This window comes from Cobetia sp. PS-4MA, from assembly GCF_057670765.1.
The window spans coordinates 2,884,634-2,898,578 of record NZ_CM173107.1; the positions used below are offsets into that span (position 1 = coordinate 2,884,634).

Below are 13,945 nucleotides of genomic sequence, written 5' to 3' on the forward strand. Positions count from 1 at the left end.
GATTGACTGGGTCATTAACGTCAACGCCGCGAACACGGCATAATGCCGGCATGACCGATACGCAGGGACTGCGCATGACCACACCACGCCCCGAAGGCGCTCGTACTCCACACCACCAACGCCTGCTCCGCCACCTGGCGGGAGCAGCCTGTCTCGTGGTGGGCAGCATGGTAGCCATGCTGCAGAGCGCGCCCCTCCATGCTGCGGCCGCCATCCCCGAGCACGGCCTCTCTCCGGCACTGCGTGAAAGCCTGAGAGAAGCGCTGGCAGAGCCTGAAGCCTTCGACGACCCCATCGATGCCCTGCACTGGGTGCTGAGCATGCAGCAGCGTCTGGAGCGCTACATGCCCGATCGCGCCGCCCGGATCGACCTGCTGCGCAAGATCCGCCGCGAAGCCACCCGCACGGGGCTGGCGCCGGAGCTGATTCTGGCCGTGATCCAGGTGGAAAGCGCCTTCAAGCCGACGGCGGTATCCCATGCCGGCGCACGAGGGCTGATGCAGGTGATGCCATTCTGGAAGCGCGAGATCGGCGAGCCGGGCGACAACCTGCTCGACCAGGACACCAGCCTGCGCTACGGCGCCACCATCCTCGCCCACTACCTCAAGCGTGAGAAGGGCGACATCACCGATGCACTGGCCCGCTACAATGGCAGCCTCGGCAAGACCTGGTACCCGGAACGGGTGATGCGCGCCTGGACCACCCGCTGGTGGTATCAGGCCCCCGCTCCCTTCGTCGCCGAGCGCCTGCCGGACAGTGAAATGCCCGGAGAGAACACGCCCGAGCTTCCTGATACGGCCCACGACGAGCGCAGGGTGGCACCACAGGACGCCTTGGCGACGGAGGCCATCCTGAGCGCCAATACCACCGGCAACCCGCTGTCAGACGAAGAGGCGCTGGATGCGCCTGCCAGTCGCTCTCTGGCCGCCGGTGGCAGCCCCTGAGCCACGCCATGTCGCAGCCGTGATCCGAAGGCGGTGTCATCGCTGTCCGGACATGAAAACGCCTCGCTCGGTCACCCGAGCGAGGCGTTTTCATCTGGCGTATCGCGAGAACGGCGGTCGATCAGACCAGCGTCGGGCCCGCCGCGATGATCGCCTCATCCACACCGGCGAACTTCTTGAAGTTCTCGACGAACTTGGCGGACAGGTCACGCGCCTTGCTGTCATAGGCAGCGCGGTCTTCCCAGGTCTCGCGCGGGTCGAGCAGGCTGGAATCGACGCCCGGCACACGCACCGGCACATCCAGGTTGAGCACGTCGATGTGACGCGTCTCGATATCGGCGAGTGCGCCGTTCTGGATCGCGCTGATGATGCTGCGGGTGGTCGGGATGGAGAAGCGTGAGCCGCCCTCTCCGTAGGCACCACCGGTCCAGCCGGTGTTGACCAGATAGACGCGCGAGCCGAACGCCTCGATGCGCTTGATCAGCAGATCCGCGTACTCACGCGCCGGGCGCGGGAAGAACGGCGCGCCGAAGCAGGTGGAGAAGGTCGCCTCGAGACCGGCGGTGGAGCCCATCTCGGTGGAGCCGACCTTGGCGGTGTAGCCGGACAGGAAGTGATAGGCGGCCGCCTGCTTGCTGAGCACGGACACCGGAGGCAGCACACCGGACATGTCGCAGGTCAGGAAGACGATGGCATTCGGCTCACCGGCACGATTTTCCGGCACGCGCTTCTCGATGTGCTCCAGCGGGTAGGCCGCACGCGAGTTCTGGCTGAGAGTGTCGTCGCCGTAATCCGCACCGCGACGGTCGTCCAGCACCACGTTTTCCAGCACGGCGCCGAACTTGATGGCATTCCAGATGACCGGCTCGTTCTTCTCGGAGAGGTCGATGCACTTGGCGTAGCAGCCCCCTTCGATGTTGAAGACGGTGCCTTCGCCCCAGCCGTGCTCGTCATCGCCGATCAGATGGCGCGCCGGATCGGCGGACAGAGTGGTCTTGCCGGTGCCGGAAAGACCGAAGAACAGCGTGGTCTCGCCGTCATCACCGACATTGGCGGAGCAATGCATCGGCAGCACGTCCTTTTCCGGCAGCAGGAAGTTCTGCACCGAGAACATGGCCTTCTTCATCTCGCCGGCATAGCGCATGCCAGCCAGCAGAACGCGACGACGTGCGAAGTTGATCAGCACCACGCCATCGGAGTTGGTGCCATCGCGCTCGGGCTCACACACGAAGTGCGGCGCGTTGAGGATGGTCCACTCGCTCTTGTCCTTGGCATTGAAGCTGTCCGGACGCACGAACATGGTACGCGCGAACAGGTTGTGCCATGCCGTTTCCGTGGTGACACGAATCGGCAGGTAATGCTCGAGATCGGCGCCGACGTGCAGTTCGGACACGAAGCTTGTCTGCGCACCGAGGTAGTCCTCGACCCGGTCCCACAGCGCGTCGAAACGCTCAGGGCTGAACGGGCGGTTGACGCTTCCCCAGTCAATGGCGTCCGAGGTGGACGGCTCATCGACGATGAAGCGGTCGTTCGGGGAGCGACCACTGCGAGCCCCCGTCTCCACGACCAGCGCGCCGTTGTCGGCCAGACGTCCTTCGCCGCGAGCCACTGCCAGCTCGATCAGCTCTGCGCTGCTGAGATTGGTGTGAGTGGTCACCGCACTGTCTTGATGCTTGCTCATTCGCGTCTCCGCGGCTCAGGGCCGCCCTCTCTCTTGATGGCTCTTGCCAGATGCCGGCGGTACATGCCGCAGGCTTATTTTGGGGTATCGAACGATGCTGCCGGAATCGACCATGGCCTACAGGCCATGTTGCCGCAACGGAGCGTCCAGCCCCGTACTGGCAAGGCATTATGGCAAAAAGGGACTCGGGCGGAAACGCTGATTGCTGCAACGCCCGACAGCGCATTGACTGACACTCGAGACGTGAAATGTCCGACAATTTCACCTCGCTCGCTGCCCACCCCTGCCGCTGGCCTCATGATGGGCGTCCCTCCTGCACTCCTGCCCCTCCTGCCCATCGTCGACAGCGCCTGCCCATCGACAGCTGCTGCGCATCGACAGTCTCCGCCCGAGACTTCGGCCAACACTGCCCGAGCTGACGCAAGGCAGGCCAACAGGCAACGCTGGCGCCAGCGCGATTGCTGGACTCAGTGGACGATCGGGCTGCCTGCAGCCGGGTCTTCGATGATGGCTTCAACTTCCGCGGCATTGAAGGAATACCGGGTATGGCAGAAGTGGCATTGCGTGGCCAGCTCACCATGCTCGGCGACGATCTGGCGCAACTCGTCCGCGGCGATGCTGTGCAGTGCCGCGCCGAGACGCTCACGAGAACAGGTACAACCGAAACGCAGCGCCTTGGGTTCGAAGATGCGCACGGTCTCTTCGTGATAGAGACGGTGCAGCACGTCCTGCTGATCAAGCACCAGCAGTTCTTCGGCCTTGAGGGTGTCGGCGAGATGGACGACTCGCTCCCAGGCATCGGGGTCCTTGTTGGCATCGTCGTCAGGCAGCTGCTGGAGCATCACGCCACCGGCACGCTGTGCATCGGCCATCAACCACAGACGCGTCGGCAGCTGCTCGGACTGACTGAAGTAGCTTTCCAGGCAGCCGGCGAGGCTGTCCTGATCGATCGCCACGATCCCCTGGTAACGCTTGCCGTCACGCGGGTCCAGCGTGATGACGATCTGCCCCTGCCCCACCAGAGCCTGCAGCGTGGCTTCATCGGTCGGCAGCACGTCCTCGTCACTGAGACGGGCAATGGCACGCAGCTCACCGCCGGGATTGGACTCGGCCATCAGCTGACGCACGATCCCCGTGCCACGCACTTCCAGTGTCATGGTGCCATCCAGCTTGATGGTCTCGGTCAGCAGCGCCACCGCTGCCAGCATCTCGCCCAGCTGGCGCGAGATGGCCTGGGGATAGGCATGACGATCAAGGACTTCGGCATAGGCCTTGTCCAGGGTGACGATCTCGCCGCGCACATTGGTGGCGTCGAACAGGAATCGCTGGATCTGATCGAAATTCGGCGCCGTCTCTTCGTGGGCGTCGCCGGCTTGCTTGTCAGGGTCTTGCATGTCGTGATCACTCATTGGGGGCTCCTCGAACCGAGCCATCGCGGCCATCAGCTCGTGGACCACGAGCAACGGACCGCGATGAACCTCGGCGACGACGCAGGCCTGCCTCGGCTTCGGCACCGAAGGCCGGGCCGTGCGTCATGAATTGGGTAAGTATCAACGTGACGTCCACAGGCTTTCCCCCCGCAAGGGTGGCGAGAGCCTGTGTCGTCAGCTTTCGGAATCCTGGCGCTGGAAGCGGTGGATGCTGCGCCGCTGCTTCTTGTCGGGACGTCCCACGGGCGGGCTCATGCCCTGATTGCCAAGGCGACGCACCTCGGCCTCCCGTTCGCGGCGCGCACGCGACTCCTGCGTCTCCTGATAGAGTGTCTGCGCCTGGGGCGCGCCACGGCGCTGGTCGCTGAGTGCCAGCACTTCGACCACCAGCCGATCCCAACCTTGCGGCACTTCGATCAAGGCGCCGACCTCGACGGTCTTGGACGTCTTCACCTTGCTGCCGTTGTACTGGATCTTGCCACCTTCAATGGCTTTCTTGGCCATGCCGCGCGTCTTGAAGAATCGCGCCGCCCACAGCCACTTGTCGATGCGTACCTGGTCACTCATCAAGACTCCTTGCGCTCCTCGTGTTCCAGATGAAGGCCGCCACCCGCCGTCAGCACGGCAAAGCCGTCCAGTCCGTGCACATGCTCGAAGTCACGCGCTTCGCGCTTCGAGTCCGGCTGACGCACGCCCAGCAGATGCGCGATACCGTAGGTGCGCGCACTCTCCAGCACCTGGGGATTGTCATCGATGAACAGGGTACGTGCCGGCTCGAAGGGCTCGATCTCGTTGAGCCGATGCCAGAAGGCCTGCTCCTCCTTGGCGTGTCCGAGATCCGCCGAGGAGACGACGGCATCGAAGTAATCGCCCATGCCGGTCAGACCGAACTTGAGCTCGATCCCGTGACGGTCCGCGTTGGTCGCCAGTACCACGCGCTGCGGTTGATCCCGTAGCCAGGCGAGAAAGTCCTCTGCCTCGTGGCGATACCCGATCAGATGCTGCACCTCACGCTTGAGCGCGACGACATCCAGCTTCAGCTCGCGGCTCCAGTAATCGAGGCTGTACCAGTTGAGCGTGCCGGATTCGCTGATGATGCGCGCCTTGAGGTCCGCCTGCAGTGCGCTATCGAGACGATGCAGCTCACAGTAGCGGCGTGGCAGGTGCTCCAGCCAGAAGTGGCTGTCGAAATGCAGGTCCAGCAGGGTGCCATCCATGTCGAGCAGCACGGTGTCGATCGTGGTCCAGTCAATCATCGGTAGTCTGTCAGCCGGCGGGGAATTTGGGGTTGTATAGTGTAAAGCATGGTCCTGCGCTGCGCATGTGCCCACATGGGACATCAGCGATGCCGGCAAGCTCACGACAATTGCCCTGCCCGGCACAGCCTGCCACGATGGGCGCGACAGCTCGATGCTCGGGCATGACAGCCTGCCCGGCGCCCGCTTCTTGATCTCTGCCTTGAGGACTTCCGATTGATGATGCGCCACGCCCCGATCACTCGACCATCGGGCACTACGCCGATGGAGACGCGCTGACACCCCCCCGTATCGACTCGCGACGCGAGGTGGCTCGCTCGCGGCTGTTTACCGTCGAGGCGCTGGAACTGACCTTCTCGAATGGCGCGACGCGCAGCTTCGAACGTCTCAAGAGTGGTGGCCATGGTGCGGTGATGATCGTCGCCATGCCAGACCCGGATCACGTACTGCTGATCCGTGAATATGCCGCCGGGCCGGAGCAGTACGTGCTGACCCTGCCCAAGGGGCTGATCGACCCCGGCGAAGACCCGGTGACCGCCGCCAACCGTGAACTGATGGAGGAGTGCGGTTTCGGCGCTCACGACATCGAGCCGCTGGCCGAACTGAGCCTGGCACCCAACTACATGGATCACCGCATGAACGTCATGCTGGCGCGTGACCTGTACGAGAAGCGTCTGCCGGGGGATGAGCCGGAACCTCTGGTCGTCGAGCGCCATCGCCTCGACGAGCTGCCGGCATTGCTGGCACGCGAGGACTTCCACGAGGCGCGGGCCATCGCCGCCCTCTTCATGGCCAGGGAACGCCTGCTGGCCGGCGAGGAGCTCCATAGCCCCGACTGGTGGTAAGGCGTCGGGCGTGCCCTGGCCCTGGCCCTGCCCTCTCGCGCTGTTCTTCAGACAACGACAAGCCCCCGCCAATGGCGGGGGCTTGTCGTTTCACCCGTGATGTCAGTGGACGGATCGTGCTGGCGACCTGCCCGGACACACCACGAGATCATGCCGTACCCGAGTCATCCTCGGGATCAGAAGACGTTCACTCGGTCTTCATGCTGCCATCGGCAGTGTTGGCCGAGCCGGACTCCGGGCTCACACCCATGTGGTCCTCGCCTTCGTCCATCACCTTGCCGTGCTTGGCGGATTCAGACTGTGCGGTCCCGCCTTCCACCATCATGGAATCCTTCTTGGTGTTGGCAGAACCACTTTCGGTATTGCGTTCGGCATCGTCTTGCACCATGCCACCTTCATGGCCAGCGGCTGTGCCACCCTCTACCTTGGTGGAGTGAGCACCGGTATTGGCGGAACCGGTATTGCTGGATTCGTGGTGATCGGCATAGGCAGCGGCGGTCGGCAGTGCAAAGGCAGTTGCGATGAGTGCAGCAGTCAGCTTGTTCATGATCCATCCTCCAGTAGCGGTCTGATGCAAAAGGCGAGCAGATGATTCACTCGACCGTTGCCGTTGAGCCGCGGCATGCATCGGGATCGAAGTGATCCTCTGTCATCCGGGCCAGGCAAGACGACGGGCGAGCGATTCACCTGCGTCTTGCGGATAAGGGTTGCCAAGACATCCTGTCGTGACATCGTCAGAGCTCGTGATCACTCGAAAACCGTCACTAGAGTTGTACCGTGAAAGCGTGACGAGCTGGCGAGTGATGACATTGATCTAATTGAGCGTGTTCCATCACACAGCGTCTGATGCCTAAAGATATGGAACTACTTGGGCTGAGTTTCAAGCACAGGAAGGAAAGAAAAATGATCTGCCAGAGAATTACTTGTACAAGAGTGAATTGTCGCGTCGCGTTTAATTAGCGCCTACCCCGCTCCAGGACAGCACGGCAGCAGGCTCCAGCCCGACGATGCAGCCATCCAGTGCGATCGGATGCCCAGGATTCGCTTGCAGTATTTTACTCAACGAAACATTTTGTAACTCTGTTTGAGAAGCAAGGACACTTCCTCGCGGCCACTCGCAGTGCACAGCATCATCCTCTCTACGGGCACCGCCACCGACATGCTGACCACGACAGGAGAATCACATGCCAGATGTGCTGATAGGGGGCCGCGCGGGACAAGGTTCGGCAGGCCACATCACGCTGGACGCAGCATTGGCCAATCGCCATGGGCTGGTGGCGGGCGCGACGGGCACCGGCAAGACCGTCACCCTGCAGGTACTGGCCGAGGAATTCTCGCGCATGGGGGTGCCGGTGTTCACTGCCGACATCAAGGGCGATCTTTCCGGCATCGCTGCCGCCGGCACTCCCCATCCTCGCATCGATGAGCGCTTGAACAGCCTGGGGATCGATGATTGGCAGCCGCACGCCGCCCCCGTCAGACTATGGGACCTCCATGGCAAGAGCGGTCACGCGGTTCGCGCAAGCGTGGCATCGATGGGGCCCGAGCTGATGGCTAGTCTGCTGGAGCTCAACGAGACCCAAGGCGGCCTGATGCATCTGGCCTTCGATCACGCCGAGCGTGAGGGTCTGGAGCTGGTCGACCTCAAGGACCTGATCAGCCTGCTGAAGCACATCGAGCGCGAGCGTGACAGCTTCGAGGCACGTTACGGCAGCGTCAGTCCGCAGAGCCTGGGGGCGATGCTGCGTCGGGTCCACGTCCTGGCCACGCAGGGCGGCGAACGCTTCTTTGCCGAACCGGCACTGGATATCCACGACATGCTGGCGACGCGCGGGCATGCAGAGCAGGCCCGTGGCTATATCAATCTGCTCGACGGTCGCGAGCTGATGCAGAGCCCTCGCCTCTACACCACCTTCCTGCTGTGGTTCCTGTCCACCCTGTTCCGCGAGCTTCCCGAGCGCGGGGATGCCGACCGGCCAGTACTGGTGTTCTTCTTCGATGAAGCGCACCTGCTGTTCGATTCAGCCCCCAAGGCACTGCTGACGCGTCTGGAGCAGACGGTCCGCCTGATTCGCTCCAAGGGCGTCGGTGTCTATTTCGTGACCCAGTCACCCGCCGACATCCCCGATGAGGTGCTCGGTCAGCTGGGCAATCGCATCCAGCATGCGCTGCGCGCCTTCACACCGCGTGACCAGAAGGCCGTCAAGACGGCCGCCGACACCTTCCGCCCCAATCCGGAACTCGATACGGCGCAGGTGATCACGGAACTGGGCGTAGGCGAAGCTCTGGTCTCGGTACTCGATGCCAACGGCACACCGACGCAGGTGGAACGCACGCTGATCGCCCCGCCGCGAGGACGCATCGGTCCATTGAGCGACGCGGAGCGTGCCACGCTGCTGGCCGATTCCTCCCTGGCCGGGCGCTACGACGAGCGCGTGGATCGTGAGTCCGCCCATGAGCGACTGGAGGCGCGACTTGCCGCCCAGGCGCAAGCCTCACATGCCACGAATCCCCGTGAGCCTGACAAGACCAGGCCCGGGAAGGCAGACCGTGATCCAAGCCAGCGTCCATCGGAAAACGTTGATTCTGAAGACGCCCGGTCTGAAGGGGCGCAAGCCACCCGGCCGCCCGCTGCCGCCAGGCCCTCTCGGGACACCGGAGGTGGCCGCAAGCGCCAGGGCGTCATGGAAACCTTGCTGAAATCGGTGATGCGCGCGCTGGGGTCGCAGCTGGGACGCTCCCTGATTCGCAGCCTCCTTCGCTCATTCACACGTCGTTGACGCGCTGACCGGGCAAGACGATGACCGCCTCGCCCTTCCAGCTGCCACGAAGGGCTGCCCACGCTTCGGCATGGGTAGGCATACATGGTCAATGTCCTGCAGGTTTGCCTGTCTTTGACTGACATCAAGGCATCACACGATCTTCACTCGCGTCTTCCCGGAACCAGCCATACTGGAGAGTGCTGCTTACCGGCAGCACACCCATACACTCAATGGCCCGCCAACACTCTCGGGGAGGCTTCACGATGTGCATGAACGAAGAAGTGATCGATCACTGGCTTGACAGCAACTGGTTCAGTATCGAACTGGCACTGGAAGATCTGGAAGCTCAGCAGCAGCCGGCACCACCGCTGGCCGAGGCGGCCTGATTCCCGCCCACGACTCGTGAGCAGTACCAGCAGACCGCCATCAACGTCCTTGCGAAGACACGCCAACCCATGGCGAAGGCAAGGAGCCCTCATTTCGGAGCCCCTCATCGAGACCCTCGCTGAGGGGCTCTGCCCTTGTCAGCCTGCACAGACTGCCCGCTGCGTTTGCGAAAAGTTGAGACAATCGATTTCCTCGCCTGTCACGCCTCCCGGCAAGTCGTATATTGAGGTGTGGTATGGAAAGCCCTCCCTCTCCTGCAGCATGTCAGATAAGGATATCGCATGATGCCAAGCTCATTCTCTGCCGTGCCCTTGCCTTCGGGCAACGCCGGACACCCCCATGATTCCCTGCTGCCAGAGCACCTGCAGGCACTGCTGGCGCTCAGCCTGACACCTGAGCCCTCCCACGAACGCCACGTGGAAGCCCACCTGGATGCCGGTTGCCGTCTGCTTGGCATGACCACCGCCATCCTCGGACATGCAGAATCCAGTCGCTATGAGATCATGGCGGCGGTCAATCCCCCTGCTGGGCGAGAAGTCGGAGGCGAATGCCCACTGGAAGAGACCTGGTGTTCCAGCGTCATCGCGCAGGCTGCCTGCGTGGCTCATCGCCACATCAGCGCTGAAGAAGACACTCGCGCCCACGCTGCCTATTCCTGCATGCCCTTTGAAAGCTATGTGGCAGCGCCACTCTGGTCTGAAGGTCGCCTGACCGGCACGCTGTGCTTCGGCGATGAAACACCGCGCCAACAGGACTTCACCGCCAGTGAGCGAGCCCTGGTGGAGACGCTTGCCACGGCACTGGGCCAGCTGCTGGATGTCCAGCGCGCGAAAGAGCGCACACGCAGTGAGCTCGACAACCTGCGTCTCGCCTACCAGAAAATGGAAGGACTGTTCTCCCATTGCAGCCTGCCCATGGCCCTGATGGACTTTCATGGCCACTGGACCCGCATGAATCCGGCCTTTTCCCGACTGCTGGGCATGGAGCCAAAGGAACTGACATGCAGTGCCCTGGAAGACATCTCGCACCCACAGGACATGCTGACGTGCCGCGAGGCATTGAGCGCCATGCGGACGGGCGACATCAGCGAATATCGGCAGCCACACCGTTATCTCGGGCGTCATGGCCAGATGATCGACGTGATGCTGGAGCTGAAGGTGATCGACAGTCGCGCCGGGATCATTCTCTCCCAGCATGAAGACATCAGCGAGCGCCGTGCTCATGAAGCGAGCCTGACCAAGCTGCGCCACCAACTGGAAACTCGCTCGCCTGCCGCTGGCCGACTCCCCGGCTCGACACTCGACAAGCTGATGCCGTTCGAATTGATCGAGCAACAGCTGGACAACGAGATCGCGCGCAGTGCACGCCATGGCCAGCCATTGTGCATCCTGATCCTCAGCGTGGATGACCTTGAGGATTACACGCGCGAATATGGCCACGTGGCGGGAGAACGCCCTCTGCAGCAGGTGGCATCCATCCTGCGCAACGCCAGCCGCAAGAGCGATCTCCTGTGCATGCGTGAGGACAACTCCTTGATGGCGATCCTCACCAGCACCGATGCCAGCGGCGCGATCATCCTCGCCGAACGCGTCCGCCATGCCGCCGCCGAACTGTCAGGGCTGGATCGGCCGATCACCTGCAGTGTCGGCCTGACCGGCTATCATCCGGCCCCCGACACCATGAGACTGGCCAATCGACTCGAGTTGATGGATCGTGCCCATCAGGCGCTCAAGAAAGCCCAGCGCCAGGGATGCAACCGGGTACGGTTTCTCGATCCAGACCCAGTCATGCCGCTTGACGCCGGTACGCTGACCACCCTGCCGCCAAAGCCTGCCGGTACTGACTGACTCAGGGCCCGGAGCGGCTGAAATGCGCAGCAATCACTTCGAATGCCAGACATGCAAACGGCCACCCCTCGGGGTGGCCGTTTGCATGTGATTGGCATCCTGCCTTGTGATCAGTGCTGCCGGTCTTCAACAGGCACTGACCGCCAGCACCTTCACGGCGGCACTGGCGGACGGGGACGGAGCGGACGGAATCAATCCAGCTTGCTCAGATCACGCACGGCGCCCTTGTCAGCCGAGGTCGCCAGCAAGGCATAGGCCTTGAGCGCGGCGGAGACACGACGATTGCGCTGGATGCTCGGCTTCCAGGCATCCTTGCCGCGCGCATCCATCGCTTCACGACGCGCATGTAGCTCGCTATCGCTCAGCTGGACATTGATGGTGCGATTGGGGATGTCGATCAGGATGGTGTCACCATGCTCGACCAGGCCGATGGCGCCACCCGCCGCCGCTTCCGGAGACGCATGGCCGATGGACAGGCCAGAGGTACCGCCGGAGAAACGACCGTCGGTGAGCAGCGCGCACGCCTTGCCCAGTCCCTTGGACTTGAGATAGGACGTCGGGTAGAGCATTTCCTGCATGCCCGGACCGCCCTTCGGCCCTTCGTAGCGGATGATCACGACATCGCCTTCCTTGACCTTGTCGGCCAGGATGTCTTCCACCGCCTGATCCTGAGATTCGCAGACATAGGCACGGCCTTCGAAGACAAGGATGGAATCATCGACGCCTGCCGTCTTCACCACGCAACCATCCAGCGCGATGTTGCCGTAGAGCACGGCCAGGCCGCCCTGGGTGGAGAAGCAGTGATCGTAATCGCGGATGCAGCCCTGGGCGCGGTCACCATCCAGGCTCGGCCAGCGCGCGCTCTGGGAGAAGGCGGTCTGGGTCGGGATCCCCCCCGGACCTGCACGATAGAACTCGATCACCTCATCGGTGGGCGAGCGCATGATGTCCCACTCTTCCAGCGCCGCAGACAACGAGTCGCCATAGACGGTCGGCACCGAGGTATCCAGCACGCCGGCGCGGTCCAGCTCGCCCAGAATCCCCATGATGCCACCGGCACGATGGACATCCTCGATGTGATACTTCTGGGTGTTCGGCGCCACCTTGCACATCTGCGGCACGCTGTGGGACAGCTTGTCGATGTCGGACATGGTGAAGTCGACACCGGCCTCCTGAGCGGCGGCCAGCAGGTGCAGGATGGTGTTGGTCGAGCCCCCCATGGCGATATCCAGCGTCATCGCGTTGGCAAACGCCGCCCGTGAACCGATGGCACGCGGCAACAGGTGCTCTTCGTTGCCTTCGTAGTAACGGCGTGCCAGCTCGACGATACGATGCCCGGCGTTCTCGAACAGACGACGACGATCGGAGTGAGTCGCCAGCACCGTACCGTTGCCCGGCAACGCCAGACCCAGCGCTTCCATCAGGCAGTTCATGGAGTTGGCCGTGAACATGCCCGAGCAGCTGCCACAGGTCGGGCAGGCGCTGCGCTCGATCTCGGCGACCGTCTCGTCGTCGACGCTGTCATCGGCCGCGATGACCATCGCATCGACCAGGTCGAGACCGTGGTCCAGCAGCTTGGTCTTGCCGGCTTCCATCGGGCCGCCGGAGACGAAGATGACCGGGATGTTGAGGCGCATGGCGGCCATCAGCATCCCGGGGGTGATCTTGTCGCAGTTGGAGATGCACACCAGCGCATCCGCACAGTGGGCATTGACCATGTATTCGACGCTGTCGGCGATCAGGTCACGCGACGGCAGCGAATACAGCATGCCGTCGTGCCCCATCGCGATGCCATCGTCCACCGCGATGGTGTTGAATTCCTTGGCGACACCGCCGGCCTTCTCGATTTCGCGCGCTACCAGCTGCCCCATGTCCTTGAGGTGGACGTGGCCGGGCACGAACTGGGTGAAGGAGTTGGCAACGGCGATGATCGGCTTCTGGAAGTCACCATCTTTCATGCCGGTGGCGCGCCACAGGGCGCGGGCGCCGGCCATGTTACGACCTGCGGTGGTCGTACGGGAGCGATACTCTGGCATGGTGTCCTCGTCAATGATGCTTGGCCACTCTCCTGTGCAGAACGATCGACGGAGAACATCCCCTAGCGCGGGGCTTGTCCGGGTGATCCTTCGCACGGGAGTGGCTTCTGTTTTGATCAGGCTGCGCTTCGCTTGTGAAAAGACGCAGACCTGGTGTCCAGTGGAGATGCGGGACATGTGAGCCACCGCTATCTGCCTGAGCTCAATTCTGTCATGTCCCGCCCCTGCTTGCCTACCAGATAGCATCGCATGTACGCGGCGGCAGCGTGAAAGACGCCGCGATGGCTCCCGAACGTTGAATGCCGCAACTCCTAGCGTGGGTTTCCCCCGAGAGGCGCTGTTTACACTGGAAGACGACATATCAGGCAGTGTCAGACATCCCTCAAGGAACAGGAGTCACCCATGGCCGGAAAATTCGTCATCACCCGCGGCAAGGACAGCAAGTTCTATTTTGCGCTCAAGGCCGGCAACGGTGAAAAGATCCTCCAGAGCCAAGGCTATGCCGACAAGCGCGGCTGCCTGAACGGCGTGGAATCCGTGCGCAAGAACGCCGCCGAGGAAAAACGCTTCACGAAGGAAGTCGCCAAGGATGGTCGCTTCTATTTCACGCTGCTGGCCGCCAACAGCCAGCAGATCGGCCGCAGCCAGATGTACAAGTCGGAATCCGGCCGCGACAACGGCATTGCCAGTGTCGGACGCAATGCACCGGAAGCCGCCGTGCTGGAACAGCTCGATACCGCCTGAATGCCCGCGAGCG

Annotated in this window: 11 protein-coding genes; 5 read left to right on the forward strand and 6 right to left on the reverse strand. The window is 62.9% G+C overall.

Features of this window, described 5'->3' with window-relative positions; translation table 11 throughout:
• Positions 1-74: 74 nt before the first annotated feature.
• A complete protein-coding gene (locus AC26AR_RS12290) occupies positions 75-944 on the forward strand; it encodes a lytic transglycosylase domain-containing protein (protein WP_488107126.1) in 870 nt (289 codons plus the stop codon).
• A 121-nt stretch (positions 945-1,065) separates the two neighbouring features.
• On the opposite strand, the gene AC26AR_RS12295 is transcribed toward AC26AR_RS12290, so the two are convergent.
• The 4 genes from AC26AR_RS12295 to AC26AR_RS12310 all read right to left on the reverse strand — a co-directional run bounded on the left by AC26AR_RS12295 (position 1,066) and on the right by AC26AR_RS12310 (position 5,311).
• Positions 1,066-2,625, reverse strand: coding sequence for a phosphoenolpyruvate carboxykinase (locus tag AC26AR_RS12295; RefSeq protein WP_077374959.1), 1,560 nt, complete (start codon positions 2,623-2,625; stop codon positions 1,066-1,068).
• 467 nt (positions 2,626-3,092) lie between these two features.
• Positions 3,093-4,019, reverse strand: coding sequence for an Hsp33 family molecular chaperone HslO (hslO, locus tag AC26AR_RS12300; protein WP_176493583.1), 927 nt, complete (start codon positions 4,017-4,019; stop codon positions 3,093-3,095).
• A 210-nt stretch (positions 4,020-4,229) separates the two neighbouring features.
• Entirely contained in the window at positions 4,230-4,622 is a 393-nt protein-coding gene (locus tag AC26AR_RS12305) for an RNA-binding S4 domain-containing protein (protein WP_488107127.1), read from the reverse strand.
• Complete coding sequence (locus AC26AR_RS12310; RefSeq protein ID WP_077374965.1) at positions 4,622-5,311, reverse strand: HAD-IA family hydrolase; 690 nt, start codon at positions 5,309-5,311, stop codon at positions 4,622-4,624. The genes AC26AR_RS12305 and AC26AR_RS12310 overlap by 1 nt, the downstream gene beginning before the upstream one ends.
• Before the next feature lie 248 nt (positions 5,312-5,559).
• Here AC26AR_RS12310 and nudE point away from each other — a divergent pair, with 248 nt between their 5' ends.
• On the forward strand, positions 5,560-6,156 hold the full coding sequence (gene nudE / locus AC26AR_RS12315; RefSeq protein ID WP_488107905.1) for an ADP compounds hydrolase NudE: 597 nt from the start codon (positions 5,560-5,562) through the stop codon (positions 6,154-6,156).
• 187 nt (positions 6,157-6,343) lie between these two features.
• Here nudE and AC26AR_RS12320 read toward each other — a convergent pair whose 3' ends face one another.
• Entirely contained in the window at positions 6,344-6,703 is a 360-nt protein-coding gene (locus AC26AR_RS12320; RefSeq protein WP_065392586.1) for a hypothetical protein, read from the reverse strand.
• Positions 6,704-7,340: 637 nt separating this feature from the next.
• Here AC26AR_RS12320 and AC26AR_RS12325 point away from each other — a divergent pair.
• Together AC26AR_RS12325 and AC26AR_RS12330 are read left to right on the forward strand one after the other, a co-directional pair.
• Positions 7,341-8,936 (forward strand): helicase HerA-like domain-containing protein, encoded by a 1,596-nt coding sequence (locus AC26AR_RS12325; protein ID WP_488107128.1) that lies wholly within the window; start codon positions 7,341-7,343, stop codon positions 8,934-8,936.
• A 650-nt stretch (positions 8,937-9,586) separates the two neighbouring features.
• Positions 9,587-11,152 carry a sensor domain-containing diguanylate cyclase gene (locus AC26AR_RS12330; RefSeq protein WP_488107129.1) on the forward strand — a complete coding sequence of 522 codons (1,566 nt, stop codon included), beginning with the start codon at positions 9,587-9,589 and terminating at the stop codon, positions 11,150-11,152.
• A 191-nt stretch (positions 11,153-11,343) separates the two neighbouring features.
• Here AC26AR_RS12330 and ilvD read toward each other — a convergent pair whose 3' ends face one another.
• Entirely contained in the window at positions 11,344-13,188 is a 1,845-nt protein-coding gene (gene ilvD / locus AC26AR_RS12335) for a dihydroxy-acid dehydratase (RefSeq protein ID WP_136938759.1), read from the reverse strand.
• Between the two features lie 402 nt (positions 13,189-13,590).
• Here ilvD and AC26AR_RS12340 point away from each other — a divergent pair, with 402 nt between their 5' ends.
• A complete protein-coding gene (locus AC26AR_RS12340; RefSeq protein ID WP_077374980.1) occupies positions 13,591-13,932 on the forward strand; it encodes a YegP family protein in 342 nt (113 codons plus the stop codon).
• The last annotated feature ends 13 nt before the right edge of the window (positions 13,933-13,945 follow it).